The sequence below is a fragment of the Pseudonocardia sp. EV170527-09 genome (assembly GCF_008369905.1).
In the GTDB taxonomy this organism is placed as follows: domain Bacteria; phylum Actinomycetota; class Actinomycetes; order Mycobacteriales; family Pseudonocardiaceae; genus Pseudonocardia.
The window spans coordinates 37,478-58,457 of the sequence record NZ_VRMC01000033.1 but is presented as its reverse complement, the minus strand read 5'-3'; the positions used below and the strand labels follow the sequence as shown (position 1 = coordinate 58,457).

At 77.2% G+C, this 20,980-nt stretch carries 2 protein-coding genes; one reads left to right on the top strand and one right to left on the bottom strand.

The genetic code is table 11. From position 1 onward, the window contains the following. Positions 1 to 411, top strand: a 411-nt coding sequence (locus FVA95_RS12700) for a transposase (protein ID WP_193564344.1), incomplete at its 5' end; no start/stop codon positions are given. Here the strand turns inward: FVA95_RS12700 and FVA95_RS12695 are convergent. Beyond that, the gene (locus FVA95_RS12695; RefSeq protein ID WP_255474645.1) at positions 371 to 20,926 is read right to left on the bottom strand and encodes a type I polyketide synthase; all 20,556 of its coding nucleotides are present in this window, start codon (positions 20,924 to 20,926) and stop codon (positions 371 to 373) included. The two genes, FVA95_RS12700 and FVA95_RS12695, sit on opposite strands and share 41 nt — an antisense overlap. Between the last annotated feature and the right edge of the window lie 54 nt (positions 20,927 to 20,980).

The window sequence follows — 20,980 nt, the reverse complement described above, 5'->3', positions numbered from 1 at the left end:
GCCGTCAAACGCGCCATCCGAGCTATTTACACCGCGTCCACCGCCGATGCCGCTGCAGCCGCGCTGGATGATCTCGATGACGAGTGGGGGCGAGCCCATCCGGCGATGATACGTTTGTGGCGTAACGCCTGGACCGAGTTCATGCCGTTCCTCGACTACGACATCGAGGTCCGGAGGGTGATCTGTACGACGAACGCGATCGAATCGTTGAACGCCCGCTACCGGCGAGCGGTCCGAGCGCGAGGGCATTTCCCCAGCGAGCAGGCCGCGATGAAATGTCTGTACCTTGTCACCCGCAGCCTCGACCCGACCGGACGAGGCCACACCCGATGGATGATGCGCTGGAAGCCAGTCCTCAACGCCTTCGCCATCACTTTCGGTGACCGCTGGCCGGGCGCCGAGCACTACTGACAACATCGCCGGAACCACCGTTCTCGTTACAGACCCCGGCCCCCATGCCCGGCCGCTGGCTGCCCTGGCCGGTGAACAGGAAGGCGGTGCCACCGCTGCCGCGGGCGACGCCGCGGGCGAGCTCTTCGACGGTCCCGTCGGTCCCGGCGAGCAGCACCGCGCGGTGTGCGAGCGTGGCGCGGCCGTGCACCAGGGTGCGGGCGACGGCGGCCCGTCCGGCGTCGTCGGCGGGCACCGGCGGGAGCCCGGCGACCTGCTCGTCGAGGGCGTCGGCGGCGGCGGCCGACACCGGCCACGGCACGGCACCGGCCGGCGGAGCCGGGGCGGGCACCGGGTCGGGGCCCGCCTCCAGCACGACGTGCGCGTTGGTACCGGACAACCCGAAGGCCGAGACCCCGGCCCGCCGCGGGCGACCGGTCTCCGGCCACGCGGTGGTGTCCTGCACCAGCTCCAGCGGCCCGCCCGCCCAGTCCACGTGCGGGGACGGGGTGGCGGCGTGCAGGGTCCGCGGGAGGACGCCGTGCCGCATCGCCAGCACCATCTTGATCACACCGGCCATCCCGGCCGCGGCCTGGGTGTGGCCCAGGTTGGACTTCACCGAGCCGATCAGCAGCGGGTGGTCACGCCGCCCCGCGAAGGTGCCGGCCAGCGCGCGGGCCTCGATCGGGTCGCCGAGGACGGTGCCGGTGCCGTGCGCCTCGACGGCGTCGACGTGTGCGGCGGGCAGCCCCGCGTCGGCCAGTGCGGCGGCGATGGCCCGCTGCTGCGACGGCCCGTTGGGGGCGGTGAGCCCGTTGGAGGCACCGTCGGAGTTCACCGCGGAGCCGCGGACCAGGCCCCACACGGTGTGCCCGTTGCGGCGGGCGTCGGAGAGCCGCTCCAGCACCAGCATCCCGGCCCCCTCGGACCAGCCGGTGCCGTCGGCGCCGTCGGCGAAGGCCTTGCAGCGCCCGTCCGGTGCCAGCCCGCCCTGCGCGCTGAACTCCACGAAGGCGTCCGGTGTGGACATGACCGAGACGCCGCCGGCGAGTGCGAGGCCGACCTCTCCGGAGCGCAGCGCCCGGGTCGCCCAGTGCAGCGCGACCAGCGACGACGAACAGGCGGTGTCGACGGTGACGGCCGGTCCCTCGGTGCCGAGCACGTAGGCCAGCCGGCCGGACAGCACCGACGCGGTGGTGCCGGTCGCGGCGTGGCCGAGCACCTCGGCGTCGCCGGCGCGGCGCAGCACCTCCCCGTAGTCCTGGCCGTTGGTGCCGACGAACACACCGGTGCCGGTGCCGCGCAGCGTGGACGGGTCGATGCCGGCCCGCTCCAGCGCGGTCCACGCGGTCTCCAGCACCAGGCGCTGCTGCGGGTCCATCGCCAGCGCCTCGCGCGGGGAGATCCCGAAGAACGCGGCGTCGAAGTCGGCGACCCCGGTCAGGAACCCGGCGCGGGTGGTCGCGGTGTGTCCGGCCAGTGCGTCCAGGTCCCAGCCGCGGTCGGTGGGGAACCCGGTGATGGCGTCGCCGCCGTTCTCCAGCAGCGTCCACAGGTCCTCCGGCGAGGCGACCCCGCCGGGGAAGCGGCAGCCGAGGCCGACGACGGCGATCGGGTCGTCGTCGGCCGCGGCGGTGACGGGCCCGGTCGGGACCGCGCCGTCGGATGCCGCCGGCCCGCCCAGCTCGGCAAGCAGGAACGCGGTGAGCTCGCGCGGGGTCGGGAAGTCGAACACCAGCGACGCGGGCAGGGTGAGCCCGGTCGCGGCGGCGAGCCGGTTGCGCAGCTCCAGGGTGGTCAGCGAGTCGAACCCGAGGTCGCGGAACGCGCGGTCGTCGTCCACGGCGGCGGCGTCGGCGTGCCCGAGCACCGCGGCGGCCTCACCGCGGACCAGGGCGGCGAGCGCCGCCCGGTCCCCCGGCCGGGGCCGCACGTCCGGTGCGGGGGCACCCGTGGACCGGGCCCGGGACTCGGCCAGGTCCGAGAGCAGCGGCAGCGGGCGCAGCGCGGTGAAGGCCGGCAGGAACCGGTCCCAGTCGATGTCGGCCAGCACGGTCGTGGTGTCGCCGCGGTCGAGCGCCCGGCCGAGCGCGGCGACCGCGCGTTCCGGTGCCAGCGGGACCAGGCCGCCGCGGCGCACCCGGTCGGCGACCACGCCGCTGTCGGCCATGCCGGCGCCGGCCCACGGTCCCCAGGCGAGTGCGGTCGCGGGGAGACCGGCGGCGCGACGGTGCTCGGCGAGTGCGTCGAGGTAGGCGTTGGCACCGGCGTAGGCGCCCTGTCCCGGGGCACCCACGACGCCGGCGGTCGAGGTGAACAGCACGAAGGCCCGCAGGTCGAGGCCGCGTTCGACAGTGAGCTCGTGCAGGTTGCGGGCCCCGGTGACCTTCGGCCCGAGGACCGCGTCGACCGAGCCGGTGGTCACGGTGTCGAGCACGGCGTCGTCGACGACGCCGGCGGCGTGCACCACGGCGCGCAGCGGGCGGTCGGCGGGCACGGCGTCGAGGACGGCGGCCAGCGCCTCGCGGTCGGTGACGTCGCAGGCGACGGCGTCGGCGCCGGTACCGGCCTCACGGAGCGCGGCGACCAGCTCGGCGGCACCGGGCGCGTCCACGCCGCGACGGCCGAGGAGCAGCACGTGCGTGGCCCCGCGGGCGGCGAGCCAGCGGGCCACGTGCCCTCCGACGCCACCGGTACCGCCGGTGACCAGCGCGGTCCCGCCGGACAGGTCGACGGACCCGCCCGCCGTGCCGACGGCGCCACGGTCGGTGCCGCGCACCAGACGGCGGGCGTACACCCCGGACGCGCGCACCGCGACCTGGTCCTCGTCACCACCGGTGGCGAGCACCGCGGGCAGCCGGCGCAGTGCCGCCGTGTCGGTGCCCGCCGGGAGGTCGACGAGGCCGCCCCACCGCTGCGGGACCTCCATCGCGGCGACCCGGCCGACGCCCCAGACGACCGCCCCGACCGGGGCGGCGACCGTCTCCGAGCGGCCGATCGCGACGGCGCCGCGGGTCAGGCACCACAGCGGCGCGTCGACGCCGGCGTCACCGAGCGCCCCGACCGCTGCCGCCACCCGGGCGGTCAGGTCGGCGGCGGTGGCGCCGGTGTCGGTGTCGGTGTCGCCGAGCAGCAGGAGGACGCCCCGGGGTGGTGTGTCCGCCTCCCCGGTGACCACCCCGGCGACCGCCCCGGCCAGTGCGGCGCGGTCGGCCAGGATGCCGGGGCCGCCCGGTACCGCCGTGGCGGGGGCGCCGAGCGCGTCGAGCACGGCGGCGGCCCAGGTGCCGCCGTCGTGCGGCAGCACCAGCCAGTCCCCGCCCGCCGGGGACGCGTCCGGGACGGGTCCGACCGGCTTCCAGGTGACGGTGTAGCGGCAGCGGTCGACGTCGGCGCGCTCGCGGATGTCGTGACGGCGGGCGGCCAGCGCCGGGACGAGGTCGGCCACCGCGGCGGGCTCGAGGTCGAGCGCGGCGGCGACGGCGTCGGTGTCGCCGCGCTCGACGGCGTCCCAGAACGCGGCGTCGGCCGGGTCGGCCGTGGCACCGGTGTCGGCGGTCGCGGGGGCGGCCTCCGGCCAGAACCGGGTGCGCCGGAACGGGTAGGTCGGCAGGGCGACCGTGCGCGCACCGGTGCCGTCGAACACTGCGGCGGGGTCCGTCGTGGTGCCGTGCACGGCGAGGGTGGCGAGCGCGACGGCGACGCTCGCGGTCTCCGTACGGTCCCGGCGCAGCAGCGGGACCAGGACGGAGTCGTCGCCGTCCGGGCCGGGGCAAGCACGGGCCGCGGCGCACAGCACACCGTCCGGGCCGAGCTCGACGAAGCTGCGGGCGCCGTCGGCGTGCGCCCGGGTCACCGCCGCGGCGAACCGGACCGGCTCGCGGACCTGACGCACCCAGTACTCGGCGGTGAGCGGCTCCGCGGCGGTCAGCGGGGCGCCGGTCAGGGTGGACACGACCGCGATCTCGGGTGCGACGGCCGGGATCCCGGCGGCGACGGCCTGGAACGCCTCGAGCATGCCGTCCATCCGCGGCGAGTGGAAGGCGTGGCTCACCCGCAGCGCGGTGGTGCGGCGACCCCGCGCGGCCAGTGCCTCGGCCACCGCGCGGACCTCGTCGGCCTCACCGGAGAGCACCAGCGACCGCGGCCCGTTGACGGCGGCGACGCCGACCCCGGCGGTCAGCAGCGCGGCGACCTCCTCCTCGGTGGCCTCGACGGCGACCATCGCGCCGCCGTCGGGCAGTGCCTCCATCAGGCCGGCGCGGGCGGCGACCAGGCGGCAGGCGTCGGGCAGGGTCAGCGCGCCGGCGCAGTGCGCGGCGGCGATCTCGCCGACCGAGTGTCCGACGAGCACGTCCGGGCGCAGCCCCCAGGACACCGCGAGCCGGTACAGGGCGACCTGCAGGGCGAACAGCGCGGGCTGCGCGGCGCCGGTGCGGTCGATCCGCTCGGCGGCGGCCGGTGTCTCGTCGAGCAGCAGCGGACGGACCGGGGCGGCCAGCAGCGTGTCCAGGTGTGCCAGCACCTCGTCGAGGGCCTCGGCGAACACCGTGAAGTGCCGGTACAGCCCGGCGCCGGCACCCGCCCGCAGGCTGCCCTGGCCGCTGAACAGGAACGCCGTCCGTCCGCGGCCACCGGGCCCTGGGCGGACCAGAGCGGGGTCGGGCCGGTCGTCGCGCAGGGCCCCGAGCGCACGGGTGAGCTCGCCGGTGTCGGCCGCGACGACCGCGGCCCGGTGCTCGAACGACGTGCGGGTCGTGGCGACCGAGTGGGCGAGGTCGGCCGGTCGGACCGACGGCTCGTCGCCGAGCAGCTCCAGGAGTGCGGCGGCCTGGGCGCGCAGCGCGCCGGGGTCGCGGGCCGAGAGCACCAGCGGGACCTCGCGCCCGTCGGTCTCGGGGCCGTCGGTCTCGGGTCCGTCGAGCGGGGTGGCGGCGAGCAGGCCCGGTCCCTGCTCCAGCACGGTGTGCGCGTTGGTGCCGGACAGCCCGAACGACAAGACCGCGGCTCGGCGCGGGCCGGTGGTCTCCGGCCACTCCTGGGGCCGCTGCGGCAGCGTGATCGTCCCGGACGACCAGTCGACGTGGGTGGTCGGAGTGGCCGCGTGCAGGGTCGGCGGCACGATGCCGTGTTGCATCGCCAGCACCATCTTGATCACGCCGGCGACGCCGGAGGCCATCTGGGTGTGGCCGATGTTGGACTTCACCGAGCCGAGCACCAGCGGGGCCCGCCCGGCGCGCTCGCCGTAGGTGCTCTGCAGGGCCCGCATCTCGATCGGGTCGCCGAGCGCCGTTCCGGTGCCGTGCCCCTCGACGACGTCGACGTCGGCGGGGATCAGACCCGCCTCGCCCAGCGCGGCGGTGATCACCCGCTGCTGCGCGGGACCGCTGGGGGCGGTGAGCCCGTTGGAGGCGCCGTCCTGGTTGATCGCGCTGCCGCGGACCACCGCGAGGATCGGGTGCCCGTGGCGTTCCGCCTCCGAACGGCGGGTCAGCAGGAGCATTCCGACCCCCTCGGCGAGCGTCATGCCGTCGGCGTCGTCGGAGTAGGCCTTGCAGCGGCCGTCGGCGGCGAGTGCGCGCTGTCTGCTGAACCCGACGAACGCGCCGGGGGTGGCCATCACGCTGACACCGCCGGCGAGGGCCATCGTGGACTCCCCGTCGCGCAGCGAGCGGCAGGCCAGGTGCAGCGCCACCAGCGAGGAGGAGCAGGCCGTGTCCAGGGTGACCGCCGGGCCCTCCAGGCCGAGCAGGTAGCTCACCCGCCCGGACAGGATCGACGACAGCGTGCCGGTGACGAGGTGGCCCTCGGCGCCGTCGGACGGGTCACCGCCGGATGCACCGGCGCGGACGTTGTCGTAGTCCTGGTAGCTGGCCCCGACGAAGGTGCCGACCCGGGTCCCGCGCAGGCTGGACGGGTCGATCCCGGCGCGTTCGACGGTCTCCCACACGGTCTCCAGGACCAGGCGCTGCTGCGGGTCCATCGCGAGTGCCTCGCGCGGGGAGATCCCGAAGAACGCGGCGTCGAAGTCGGCGACCCCGGAGAGGAAACCGCCCCGCACCGAATAGGTGCTGCCCACGGCGTCGGGGTCGTCGTCGAACAGGGCCGCGGCGTCCCAGCCGCGGTCGGCGGGGAAGGTGTCGATCGCGTCGCCGCCGTCCACCATGAGCTGCCAGAGGTCGTCGGGCGAGGTGACCCCGCCCGGATAGCGGCACCCCATCCCGACGACGACGATCGGGTCGTCGGCCAGGTCGGCACGCGCCGCGGGGGGCGGCACGACGGGCCCGGCGGCCCCGCCGCCGCCGAGCTCGCCGTCGAGGAAGCGGGCCAGCGCGACCGGATCCGGGTGGTCGAACACCATCGTGGTCGGCAGGGTGAGTCCGGTGGCGGCGACGAGCCGGTTGCGCAGGTCGACGGCGGTGAGCGAGTCGAACCCGACGTCGCGGAACGCCCGGCCCTCGGCGAGCTCGTCCGGTCCGCCGAGGCCGAGCACGGCGGCGGCGGTGGTCCGGACCAGGTCCAACAGGGCGCGGTCGCGGTCGGCGGGGGTGAGCTCGCGCAGCCTGCGGGCCAGCCCGGCGTCGCCGCCCGCGGCGGGGTCGGCGGCGGCCAGCGCGGCGACCTCGGGGACCTCGTCGAACAGCGTCGTCGGCCGCGCCGCGGTGAACACCGGGTGGTAGCGGCGCCAGTCGATGTCGGCCAGCGTCAGATCGGCCTCGCCGGTCTCGACGGCCCGCTGCATCGCGTCCAGCGACAGGCGGGCGTCCATGAACACCAGGCCGCTGCCGGTGATCTGCTCGGGGTCGATCCGGCCGAGTCCGAGGTCGTCGGACCAGATGCCCCAGGACAGCGCCGTCGCGGCCAGGCCGCGGGCCCGGCGGTGGCGGGCGAGCGCGGACAGGTAGGCGTTGGCCCCCACGTAGGCGGCGTGGTGGCCGCTGCCCCAGGCACCGGAGATCGAGGAGAACAAGACCAGCTCGGCGACGTCGTCGCCGAGCAGCCGGTCCAGGTTCGCCGCGCCGGTGACCTTGGCGTGCAGCACCCGCTCCACCTGTGCGGGATCGGTCTCGGCGATGCTGCCGAGCTCGATGACCGCGGCGGTGTGCAGCACGGTGCGCACGGTGCGCCCGGCCGCGGCCAGGTCGTCGAGGACGGCGGCCAGCGCGTCGACGTCGGTGATGTCGCAGGACCGGATCTCGACGTCGGCGCCCAGCCCGGTCAGGTCCGCGGCGAGCTCGGCGGCACCGGGTGCATCGGGTCCGCGCCTGCTGAGCAGCACCAGGTGCTCGGCGCCCTGGTGTGCCGCCCACCGGGCGACGTGCGGGCCGAGCGTGCCGGTGCCGCCGGTGATCACGGTGGTGCCGTCGAACGACCACGGGCGCGGCCGGTCGTCGCGGGCGGCGGCGCGCTCGATCCGTCGGGCCAGCGCCCCGGACGCGCGGATCGCGAGCTGGTCCTCGCCGGTGCCCCCGGCCAGGACCGAGACCAGCCGCTGGGCGGCGCGGCGGTCGAGCTCCGGAGGCAGGTCGACCGTGCCGCCCCAGCTGCGCGGGTGCTCCAGGGCCGCGGTCCAGCCGATCCCGGTCGCGATCGCCCGGACCGGGTGCGAGGGCGGGTCGGCCGGGCCGGTGCCGACCGCGCCCCGGGTGAGGGACCAGACCGGGGCCGTGAGCGGGCCGCCGTCCCGGTCGGGGTCGGTCAGCGCCTGGACGAGCGCGAGGGTCCAGGCCGCGCCGAGCGGCAGCGCCGGGTGGCCGGGGGTGGGGGCCTCGACATCGCCGAGCAGCGACACCACACCCCGGACGCCGGTGCCGTCGGTGGCGGTGCCGTCCTGGGCGCCGTCCTGGGTGCCGTCCTGGGTGCGGTCGTGGGCGGACAGGCCGGCCAGCCGGCCGGCGAGCACCTCCCGGTCGGCGCAGGCCGCGTCGAGGGCGATGCGGTGCGCCGTGGCGCCGTGCCCGCGCAGCGTGTCGGCGACGGCGTCGGCGTGCGCGGGGTCGGCGTGCTCCGACACCGGGTCCGGTTCGACCAGCACCCAGGTGCCGTGCAGCGCCGCGAGCGGGAGCCGCCCGAGCGGGGTCCAGGTGGTGCGGTAGCGCCAGGAGTCGGTGGTGGAACGGTCCCGGCGCCTGCGCCGCCACTCCCCCCGAGCGGGCAGGACCGGTGCGAGCACGGCCTCGTCGACGCCGAGGTCGGCGGTGAGGGCCGGCAGGTCGGCGGCCTCTACGGCGTCCCAGAACGTGTCGTCGGGTGCCCCGTCCCCGCCCGGGCGGGGCGGGAGCACCGGGTCGCTCCAGTACCGCGCGTTCTGGAACGGGTAGGTGGGCAGCCCGATGCGTCGGCCCGTGGCGGCACAGCGACCCCAGTCGACCGACACACCGCGCACGGCGAGCGCCGCGGCGGAGGTGTAGAGCCGGTCCAGGCCGCCGCCATCGCGGCGGAGCGTGCCGGTGACCACGGCGCGCGCGCCCGCGGCGGCGACGGTGTCCTCCAGTCCGGCGACGAGGACGGGATGCGCACCGACCTCCACCAGGGCCCGGTGGCCGGCGGTGAGCAGGGTACGGACGGCCTCCTCCAGCCGGACCGTGCCGCGCAGGTTGCGGTACCAGTAGCCGGAGTCGAGCTCGGCGCCGGTGATCCAGTCGCCGGTGACGGTGGACAGGAACGGCACCTGCGGTGCGACCGGTGTGATCCCGGCCAGCTCGTCGGCGAGCTCGGACCGGATGTCCTCGACGTGCGCCGAGTGCGAGGCGTAGTCCACGGCGATCCGGCGGACCCGGACGCCGTCGGACGCGAGGGCCTCGAGGAGCTCGTCGAGGGCGGCCGAGTCACCGGACACCGCGACCGCGCCGGGCCCGTTCACCGCGGCCAGCGAGAGCCGCTCACCCCACGGCTCGATCCGGGCCGCGACCTGCTCGGCGGGCAGCGCGATCGAAGCGATGCCGCCGCGGCCGGACAGCCGCCGCGCGATCGCGAGGCTGCGCCGGGCGACGACCGCGGCGCCGTCGGCCAGGCTCAGTGCCCCGGCCACGCACGCCGCGGCGATCTCGCCCTGGGAGTGTCCGACGACCGCGTCCGGCTCGACGCCGAGAGAGCGCCAGAGGGCCGCCAGCGAGACCATCACCGCCCAGGACGCGGGCTGCACGACGTCGACCCGGTCCAGGGTCGGGGCACCGTCGGCCTCGCGGAGCACGTCGAGCAGCGACCAGTCGACGTGCGGGGCCAGCGCGGCCGCGCACTCGGCGAGGCGCTCGGCGAAGACCGGGGACTGCTCGGCCAGCCGGGCCCCCATGCCGGCCCACTGGGCGCCCTGGCCGGGGAAGACGAACGCGACCGGACCCGCCAGGTCGGCGACCCCGGTCACGACGTCCGCGGCCGCCGGGTCCGCCAGCGCCGCAGCCATCGCGTCGGTGTCGCGACCGACCACCACGGCGCGGTGTTCGAAGGCCGTTCGTGTGGTGGCCAGCGAGAAAGCGACGTCCGCTGCGGGCGCGGGGACGGCCTCGAGGTGGGCACGCAGCCGCGCCGTCTGGTCGGCGAGCGCCTCCGCGGTCCGCGCCGAGAGGGGCCAGGCGACGACGGGGCTGTCGGTGGCCGGCGGCTCGGTCGCGGTGGGCTCGGTCGCCGTGGGCTCGGTGGCCGGCTCCTCGGGCGCCTCCTCCAGGACCAGGTGCGCGTTGGTGCCGCTGATGCCGAACGCCGAGACCGCGCAGCGGCGGGGGCGCTCGCCGCGCGGCCAGGGCCGCGCCGTGGTGAGCAGCTCCACGGCACCGGCGTCCCAGTCGATGTGCGACGAGGGCGTGCCGGCGTGCAGGGTCCGCGGCAGCAGGCCGGCCCGCAGCGCGAGCACCATCTTCAGCACGCTCGCGACGCCCGCCGCGGACTGGGTGTGCCCGATGTTGGACTTCACCGAGCCCAGCCACAGCGGCCGCTCCGCGTCGCGGTCGCGGCCGTAGGTGGCGAGCAGCGCCTGGGCCTCCACCGGGTCGCCGAGCGCGGTGCCGGTGCCGTGCGCGTCGACCGCGTCGATCTCGTGGGCGGCGAGACCGGACGCGGCCAGCGCGGCCCGGATGACCCGCTGCTGCGACGGCCCGTTCGGGGCGGTGAGCCCGTTGGAGGCACCGTCCTGGTTGACCGCGGAGCCACGGACGACCGCGAGCACCTCGTGGCCGTGGCGGCGGGCGTCGGAGAGCCGTTCGACCAGCACCACGCCGACGCCCTCGGACACGGTCATGCCGTCGGCGTCGTCGGAGAACGCCTTGCACCGGCCGTCGCGGGCCAGCGCGCGCTGCCTGCTGAACGCGATCAGCGGCTTCGGGTTCGGCATGACCGTGACACCGGCGGCGACCGCGAGGTCGGACTCGCCCGACCGCAGCGATGCCACGGCCAGGTGCAGCGCGACCAGCGACGACGAGCAGGCCGTGTCCACCGTGACCGCCGGGCCCTCCAGCCCGAGCACGTAGGACAGCCGCCCGGACAGCACGCTGGGCAGGGTGCCGGTGACCTGGTAGCCCTCCGAGCCCTCCTCGCTGCCGCCGTACTCGGCGTAGCTGGCACCGACGAAGGCGCCGGTGCGGGTGCCGCGCAACCCGGCCGGGTCGATCCCGGCCCGCTCGATCGACTCCCAGGTCGTCTGCAGCAGCAGCCGCTGCTGCGGGTCCATCCCGAGCGCCTCGCGCGGGCTGATCCCGAAGAAGCCGGGATCGAAGTCGCCCGCCTCCGGCAGGAATCCCCCGGCCAGCGAGTAGGTCGCGCCGGGGGCGTCCGGGTCGGCGTCGAGCAGGGCGGCCACGTCCCACCCGCGGTCGGCCGGGAACTCGGTGATGGCGTCGACACCGTCGTCGAGCAGGGCCCAGAACTCCTCGGGGGTGCCGGCGCCGCCGGGGAACCGGCAGCTCATCCCGACGATCGCGATCGGCTCGTCGGCCGGGCCAGCGGTGTGGACGGGGGTGTGCGGGGAGCCGTCGACCGCGGGGTCGGTGGCCCCGCCGAGCTCCCCGTCCAGGAACGCGGCGAGCACGGCCGGGGTGGGGTGGTCGAAGACCAGGGTGACGGGCAGCTCGAGACCGGTGGCGTCGCCCACCGCGCGGCGCAGCTCCACCGCGGTCAGCGAGTCGACGCCCAGGTCGCGGAACGGCAGGTCGAGGTCGATGGCCTCCGGGGAGTCGTGTCCGAGCACCGCCGCGGCGGCGGCGCGGACCAGGGTGACGATCCTGCGGCGGCGCTCGGCGGGTGCCAGGCCGCGCAGCTCGCCGGCACCGGCACCGGCCGGGGCGGCCGCGGTCACCGGTGCCGTCCGCTCGGCGAGGTCGGCGAGCAGCGGGCTGGGGCGCACCGAGGTGAACACGGGCAGGTAGCGGGCCCAGTCGACGTCGGCGACCGTGACGGTGGTGTCCCCGTCGGCCAGCGCCCGGACGAGCTCGTCGAGGGCCGCGTCCGGCGCGAGCAGGGCCAGTCCGCGACGGGTGAGGTCGTCGGCGGTGTACTCGGCGGCCATCCCGATCTCGCCCCACGGTCCCCACGCCACCGAGGTGGCGGTCAGGCCGCGGGCCCGGCGGGACTCGGCGAGGGCGTCGAGGTGTGCGTTGGCGGCCGCGTAGGCCGTCTGCCCGCCACTGCCCCACACTCCGGCGATCGAGCCGACCAGCAGGAACAGGTCGAGGTCGCGGTCGCCGAGCAGCTCGTCGAGCAGCTCGGCGCCGGTGGCCTTGGCGGCGAGGACGGCGGCGAGCTCGTCGTCGGAGGTCTCGGCCAGTGCCGTGCGCTGGCCGAGACCGGCGGCGTGCACGACCCCGGTGAGCGGCAGCTCGTCGTCGCCCGCGGAATCCAGGACGGCGGCGAGCGCGTCGCGGTCGGCCGCGTCGCAGGCGACGAAGCGGACCTCGGCCCCACGGGCCTCCAGGTCGGCGCGCAGCTCCTCGGCGCCGGGGGCGTCGGGGCCGCGGCGCCCGGTGAGCACCAGCCGCCCGGCACCGAGGTCGGCGAGCCGCCCGGCGATGGCGGCGCCCAGGCCACCGGTGCCACCGGTGACCAGGACGGTGCCGTGCACCCGGTACTGCTCGGGCAGCGGACGTCCGGGGCGCCGCGCCAGCCGACGGGCGAGCAGACCGGTGTCGCGGACGGCGAGCTGGTCCTCCCCCAGCCCGGACAGTGCCGACAGCACTCCCGCCGGCACCTCGGCCGGGTCGCCGCCTGCGGGCAGGTCGACGGTGCCGCCCCAGCGGTGCGGCAGTTCCAGGGCGACGGCGCAGCCGAACCCGGCGACGGCCGCCTGGTGCGGCGACCGGGCCAGGTCACCGCCGCCGGTGCCCACGGCCCCGCGGGTGATCGCCCACAGCGGGGCGTCGACCGCGCGGACGGCGGCGACGGTGAGTGCGAGCCCGCCCGAGAGCAGCGGGTGCGCCGACCCGTCGGCGGCGAGCAGCGACACCGCGCCGCTCCAGCGGCCCGACGGTGCGGCGCCGACCCGCTCGGCGAGCACGGCGTGGTCGGTGCAGGTGACGTCGACCTCGACGAGGTGGACCCGGGCGCCGTGCACGCTCATCGCGTCGCGCAGGGCGGACGGGTCGAGCACACCGGGGTCCGGCGCGCCGGCGGCCGGGGCGAGCAGCAGCCAGTCGCCGTCGAGCACCGGGCTGTCGGTGACCCGCACCGGGCTCCAGGTGACCCGGTAGCGCCAGCCGTCGAGCTGCGTGCGACGACGGCTGCCCGAGCGCCACGACGACAGGGCGGGGAGTACCGCGTCGAGCGCGGCGCGGTCGCCGGCGGGCAGCCGCAGCAGGGCGCCGAGGTCCTCGGCGTCGCCGCGGTCGACGGCGTCCCACAGTGCCCCGTCCGCAGCCCCGCCCGCGGCGGTGCCCCGGGCGGGGCCGAGGTCGGCGACCGGCCAGAAGTGGGTGTGCTGGAAGGCGTAGGTGGGCAGCGTGACCCGTCGGGCTCCCGGGTACGGCGCGGCCGGTTCGGTGGCGACGCCGTCGACGTGCAACCGGGCCAGCGCGGCCAGCGCGCAGAGGTCCTCCTCGCGGCCGGCGCGCAGGACCCCGGTGACGGTGGCCGTGTCGCCGAGCACCGCCCGGACGGCGGGGGCGAGCACGGTGTCCGGTCCCACCTCGACGACGGCGCCGGTGCCGGCGTCGCGCAACGCCGCGACCGCGTCGGCGAACCGCACGGTGGAGCGGACGTGGGCGACCCAGTAGTCCGGCGAGGCCAGGTCGCCCGCCACGGCCGGTGCCCCGGTGACGGTCGAGACCATCTCCAGTGCGGGCTCGGCGAACGTCAGACCCTCGACGACCCGGCGGAACTCGTCCAGGACGGGCTCCATCAGGGGCGAGTGGAAGGCGTGGCTGACGTCGAGCCGGGTGGTGCGGCGGCCCTGCGCGGCGAACGTGGCGGCGACCCGCTCGGTGGCGTCGGCGACGCCGGAGAGCACGACCGAGGTCGGCCCGTTGACCGCCGCGACCGCGACGCCGTCGGTGAGCGCGGCGCGTGCCTGCTCCTCCGAGGTCTCGACGGCGATCATGGCCCCGCCGTCGGGCAGGGCGTCCATCAGGCGGCCGCGGGCGGCGACGAGCGCGGCGGCGTCGGCGAGGTCGAGGACCCCGGCGACGTGCGCGGCGGCGATCTCGCCGACCGAGTGCCCGCCGACCCGCGCCGGGCGCACGCCCCAGGAGGTGAGCAGGCGGTAGAGGGCGACCTCGACGGCGAACAGCGCGGGCTGGGCGTAGCGGGTCCGTCCGAGCAGCTCGGCCTCGGCGCTGCCCTCGGCGGCGTGCAGCACCTCGTACAGCGGGCGGTCCAGGTGCGGGTCGAGCGCGGCGACGACCTCGTCGAGGGCGGTGGCGAACGCGGGGAACCGCTCGCGCAGCCGCGCCCCGGCGCCGGCCCGCTGGCTGCCCTGTCCGCCGAACAGCACGGCGACCGGTCCCGCGGCCACGGCCCGTCCGGTGAGGACGCCGGGGTCCGGCTCGCCCGCGGCGAGTGCGGCGAGCCCGCGCAGCGCCCCGTCCCGGTCGTCGGCGACGACCGCGGCCCGGTGCTCGAACGCCGACCGGGTGGTGGCCAGCGAGAACGCGACGTCGGCGAGGTCGTCGCCGGGCTGCTGCTCCAGCCGGGCGCGCAGCCGTGCGGCCTGGTCGCGGACGGCGCCCTCGGTGCGCCCGGACACGTGCAGCGCCACGGCGCCGGTGCCGGGGTCGATCACGGTGGGCGCCGCGGTGGGGGCCGGCGGCGCCTGCTCCAGCACCACGTGGGCGTTGGTGCCGCTGATCCCGAAGGAGGACACCGCGGCCCGGCGGAGGCGGCCGGCCTGCGGCCAGTCCGTGGGCTCGGTGACCAGGTCGACGGCGCCGGACTCCCAGTCGACGTGCCGCGACGGCGTGCCGACGTGCAGGGTGCGCGGCACCCGGCCGTGCCGCATCGCCTGCACCATCTTGATCACCCCGGCGACACCGGCCGCGGCCTGCGTGTGCCCCAGGTTCGACTTCACCGAGCCGAGCAGCAGCGGGGTGTCGCGGTCCTGCCCGTAGGTGGCCAGCAGGGCCTGGGCCTCGATCGGGTCACCGAGCACCGTGCCGGTGCCGTGGGCCTCGACCACGTCGACGTCGGCGGTCGTCAGCCCGGCCGAACGCAGGGCCTGCCGGATGACGCGCTGCTGCGCCGGGCCGTTCGGCGCCATCAGGCCGTTCGAGGCGCCGTCGGAGTTGACCGCGCTGCCCCGGACCACGGCGAGCACCTCGTGCCCGTTGCGGCGCGCGTCGGACAGCCGCTCCAGGACGACGACGCCGACCCCCTCCGCCCAGCTGACGCCGTCGGCGGCGTCGGAGAACGCCTTGGACCGTCCGTCCGGTGCGAGCCCGCGCTGCCGGGAGAACTCGATCAGCGCGACGGGGGTGGACATGACGGTGACGCCGCCGGCCAGTGCGAGCGAGCACTCCCCCGCCCGCAGTGCCTGCATCGCCCAGTGCATCGCGACCAGCGACGACGAGCAGGCGGTGTCGAGGGTGACGGCCGGGCCCTCCAGCCCGAGGGTGTAGGCGACGCGACCGGAGACGATGCTCGGCGAGGTGCCGCTGCCCTGCATCCCCTCGGACGGGGCCGTGCCCGCGCCGTAGTCGCTGTACATGACCCCGGCGAACACCCCGGTCCGGGTGCCCCGCAGGGTCCCGGGGTCGATGCCGGCGTGCTCGACGGCCTCCCAGGAGGCCTCGAGGAGCAGCCGCTGCTGGGCGTCGGTGGCGAGCGCCTCGCGCGGGCTCATGCCGAAGAACGCGGCGTCGAACTCGCCGGCGTCGTGCAGGAACCCGCCGGAACGGGTGTAGGACGTGCCGGGGTGGTCGGGGTCGGGGTGGTAGAGCGCGTCGAGGTCCCAGCCGCGGTCGACCGGCAGCCCGGACACCGCGTCACGGCCCTCGTCGACCAGCCGCCACAGCTCGTCCGGGCCGCCGACGCCGCCCGGGTACCGGCAGCCCATGCCGACGACGACGATCGGGTCGTCCGCGGTCCGGGCCGCGGTGGTCGCCGGCGTCGGGGTCACCGCGGTGACGGCGGCGCCGGCGAGCTCGGTGGTGACGTGCCCGGCCAGCACCCGTGGTGTGGGGTGGTCGAAGACCAGGGTGGCGGGCAGCCGCAGTCCGGTCGCGGCACCCAGGGAGTTGCGCAGGTCGACCGCGGTCAGCGAGTCGAATCCGAGCTCGGCGAACGGGCGGTCGGGGTCGATCTCGTCGCCGCCGGTGTGCCCGAGCACTGCAGCCACCCGGCCGCGGACGAGCTCCAGCACCGCGGCGGCACGCTCGTCGCCGGACAGGGCCGCGAGCCGGCGGGCCAGCGAGCGGGAACGTTCGGTGCCCGCGGCGGAGCGGCGGGCCCCGCGGACGAGGCCGCGCAGCAGCGGCGGGACCTCGGGCAGCCCGCGCAGCACCGACAGGTCGAGCGGGAGCGGCAGGACCAGCGGGGCCGGCCCGGGGACGGCGGCGTCGAGCAGGGCCAGCCCCTCGTCGACGGCGACGGCCGGCATCCCGGCCCGGCGCAGCCGCTCGGGCTCGGCTCCGGCGAGCATGCCGGGGCCGTCCCAGGCGCCCCACGCCAGCGATGTCGCGACGAGCCCGGCGGCGCGCCGGTGCGCGGCGAGTCCGTCGAGGAACGCGTTCGCCGCCGCGTAGCCGGCCTGGCCGGGGGTGCCGAGGACACCGGCGGCCGAGGAGAACAGCACGAACGCGGTGAGCTCCCGGTCGGCGGTGAGCTCGTGCAGGTACCAGGCGGCGTCGGCCTTCGGGGCGAGCACCCCGCTGACACGCCCGGCGGTCAGTCCGTCGACGACGCCGTCGTCGAGGACACCCGCGGCGTGCACGACCGCGGTGACCGGGTGCGCGTCGAGCAGCGCGGCGACGGCGTCGCGGTCGGTCACGTCGCAGGCCACGACGGCCACGTCCGTGCCGAGGCCGGTCAGCTCGGCGGTGAGCTCCGCCGCACCGGGGGCGTCCGGGCCGCGGCGCCCGGCGAGCACGAGGCCGCCGACGCCGTGCTCGGTGACCAGGTGCCGGGCGACGAGCGCGCCGAGCCCGCCCGTGCCGCCGGTGACCAGGACGGTGTCGGCAGGACCCCAGCCGGGGGTGTGGTCCTCGGCCGGGGCGGGCAGCCGGACGAGCCTGCGGGCGTGCACCTCGCCGTCGCGGCAGACGATCTCCGGCTCGTCGACGGCGAGCGCGGCGGGCACCAGGTCGGCGCGCCCGTCGGCGGGGCCGGGGTCGAGCAGGGCGAACCGGCCGGGGTGCTCGGCCTGGGCCGAGCGGACGAGGCCGCGCACCGCGTCGGCGGCGGGCCCGTCCCCGTCCGGGACGACGACGAGCCGGGCGTCGGTGACCGCGTCGCAGGCCAGCCAGTCCTGCAGCAGTGCCAGCACCGCCGCGGTGGCGGCGTGCGCCCCGGTGACCGGGTCGTGGACGTCCCCGGTGGCCACCGGGGCGACGACGACCGGCACCCCGGCGGCCTCGGCGGCGGTCGCGACGACCGGGGTCCGCGGGTCCAGTCCGAGCTCCGCGACCGCGGTGGCCGGGCCGAGCAGCACGGTCTCGGGGACCGGGGTGCCCGCGGCCGGGGTGACGACCGTGCTGCCGACGCCGTACAGCGCGCGGGGGCGGGCACCCGGCTCGGGCACGGCGGCGTCGGCGAGCGGGCGCAGCGCCAGGGACTCGACGGTCGCGACCGGCTCGCCGTCGGGGTCGCGGACGTCGATCGCGACCCCGCCCGCGACGGGCGTGAGCCGGGCCCGGACCGCGGTGGCGCCGGAGGCGTGCAGGCTGACGCCCTGCCAGGAGAACGGCAGGCCACCGGTGTGCTCCCCGGGTCCGGCCTCGCCGAGCAGCGCGGTGGCGTGCAGCACGGCGTCGAGCAGCGCGGGGTGGATGCCGAACCCGTCGTGTTCGGTACCGGCCGGCAGCTCCACCACGACGTCGACGCCGGATCCGGCGCCCGCAGCGGGGTCGACGGGCGTCGCGGTGCGCAGTCCGCGGAAGACCGGGCCGTAGCCGAAGCCGTGCCCGGCCAGGCGTTCGTAGAGCTCGGCGCCGTCGACGACGTCCCCGTCCGCCGCGCTCCGGTCGGGTCGCGGACCGGGCCCGGAGGCACCGGTCGCGAGCAGACCGGTGGCGTGGGTGATCCACGGGTGCTCGTCGTCGGCCGGGCGCGAGTGGATCCGCACCTCGCGGACCCCGTCCGGGTCGGCGTCACCGACCCACATCTGCACCTGGACGGCACCGCGCTCGGGCAGCACCAGCGGGGTGGAGAGGGTGAGCTCCTCGACGCGGTCGCACCCCGCCTCGTCGGCGGCCCGGACGGCGAGCTCCAGGAACGCGGTGCCCGGCAGCAGGACGGTGCCGTGCACGACGTGGTCGGCGAGCCACGGGTGGCTGTCGACCGACAGCCGCCCAGTGAGCAGGGTACCGCCGGCGCCGGCGAGCGACACGACGGCGGACAGCAGCGGGTGCCCGCTGGCCCCCTGCCCGGCGGCGCGTAGGTCACCCGCGCCGGACGGACGGCGCGGCCAGTAGCGCCGGCGCCGGAAGGCGTAGGTCGGCAGCGGGGTGCGGCGCGCACCGGTGCCGGCGAACCAGGCGGCCCAGTCGACGCCGACGCCGCGCAGGTGCAGCCCGGCGGCGGCCGCCGCGGCGGTGACGGTCTCGTCGTGCCCGGCGCGGAGCACCGGCAGCGCGGTGACGGCCGCGCCGCTGTCGGCGGCGCGGTCGCGGACCATGGGCGTGAGCGCGGCGTCCGGGCCGAGCTCGACGACGACGCCGGTGCCGTGCTCGATCAGCCAGCCGACGGTGTCGGCGAACCGCACCGTGTCGCGGACCTGGCGGACCCAGTGCTCCGGCGAGCCGAGCTCGTCGAGGGTGGCCTGGGCGCCGGTCACCGACGACACGACGGGGACGAGCGGCTCGCGGACGGTCAGACCGGCGACGACCTCGCGGAACTCGGCCAGCACCGGGTCGGCGTGGTGGGAGTGGAAGGCGTGCGAGACGCGCAGCCGGGTCGTGCGGTGGCCGTCGCCGGCGAGCCGCGCGGCGGCATTTGCGACCGCGTCGGCGTCGCCGGACAGCACGACCGACCGGGTGCCGTTGACCGCGGCCAGCGCCACCTGCTCGCCGAGCAGGCCGGCGACCTCCTCCTCGCCCGCGTCGACGGCGACCATCGCCCCGCCGGCGGGCATGCCTGCCATGAGCCTGCCGCGCGCCGTGACCAGCGCGGCGGCGTCGGGCAGGTCGAGGACACCGGCGACGTGTGCGGCGGCGATCTCGCCGACCGAGTAGCCGGCGACGGCGTCGGGGACGACCCCCCAGGACCGGACCAGCCGGTACAGCGCGACCTCGACCGCGAACAGCGCGGGCTGGGCGTAGGCGGTGGCGTCGAGCGCGTCGGGGTCCTCGCCCCACAGCACCTCGGTCAGCGGGCGGTCCAGGTGCCGGTCGAGCTCGGCGACGACCTCGGAGAGCGCCTCGGCGAAGACCGGGAAGCGGGCGGCGAGGCGGCGCCCGGCGCCGATCCGCTGGGCGCCCTGGCCGGTGAACACGAACGCGGTGCGGGTGCGCGGCCCGGCGGTGCCGAGCAGCACCGCGGGGTGCGGCTCGCCCGTGGCGATCGCCCGCAGCCCGGCGCGCAGCCGGTCGGGATCCTCGGCGACGACCGCGGCCCGGTGGTCGAGCGCGGCGCGGGTGGTGGCGGCGGAGAGCCCCAGGTCGAGCAGCGGGGCGGGCGCGTCCCCGTCGAGTGTGTCGAGCAGCCGCTGCGCCTGGGCCCGCAGCGCCTCGGCGCCGCGCCCGGACAGCAGCACCGGCACCGCGGCGGCGGTGTCGGCCACGACCGGGGCGGGTGTCTCCGGAGCGGGGGTCCCGCCGTCGTCTCCCGCGGGGTCGGTGTCGGTGGCGGGGGCCGGGTCCGGTGCCTGCTCCACGATCACGTGCGCGTTGGTGCCGGAGAGCCCGAACGACGACACCCCGGCCCGCCGCGGCCGTCCCCGGTCCGGCCAGGCGACCTGCTCGCGGACCAGCTCGACGGCGCCGCTCGACCAGTCCACCTTCGTCGACGGCGTCCGCACGTGCAGTGTCGCGGGGACGACGCCGTGCTGCAGGGCCAGCACCATCTTGATGACACCGGCGACGCCCGCGGCGGCCTGGGTGTGCCCGAGGTTGGACTTGACCGAGCCGAGCAGCAGCGGCTGTTCGCGGCCGCGGCCGTAGGTCGCGAGCAGCGCCTGGGCCTCGATCGGGTCGCCGAGCGCGGTGCCGGTGCCGTGGGCGTCGACGACGTCGACGTCGTCGACACCCAGCCGCGACTGCGCCAGCGCCTGCGTCAGCACCCGCTGCTGGGACGGACCGTTCGGCGCCGTCAACCCGTTCGAGGCCCCGTCGGAGTTCACCGCCGAGCCGCGCAGCACCGCGAGCACGTCGTGGCCGTGCCGCTGGGCGTCGGAGAGGCGTTCCAGGACCAGCACCCCGACGCCCTCGGACCAGCCGGTGCCGTTCGCGTCGTCGTCGAAGGCGCGGCAGAAACCGTCCGCGGCGAGCCCGCCCTGGCGCCCCATCTCGGCGAAGGTGACCGGCCCCGACATCACGGTGACCCCGCCCGCCAGGGCCAGCGAGCACTCCCCCGCCCGCAGTGCCTGCGCCGCGAGGTGCAGCGTGACCAGCGACGACGAGCAGGCGGTGTCCACCGTGACGGTCGGCCCGACCAGGCCGAGGACGTAGGAGACCCGTCCGGACAGCACACTGCTCGCCGTCCCGGTCAGCTGGAAGCCTTCGGCCTCCTCCGGGCCGATCGGGTACTGCTGGCCCATCGCGCCGGCGAAGACACCCGTGTCGCTCCCGCGCAGGGTGCCGGGGTCGATCCCGGCCCGCTCCAGCGCCTCCCAGGTCACCTCCAGCAGCAGCCGCTGCTGCGGGTCGGTGGCGACGGCCTCGCGCGGGGAGATGCCGAAGAAGTCGGCGTCGAAGTCGGGGGCGTCGTAGAGGAAGCCGCCGACGTTCGCGTCCGGGTCGGCCCCCAGGGCGGCCAGGTCCCAGCCGCGGTCGTCGGGGAAACGGGCCGATCCCGTGCCCGC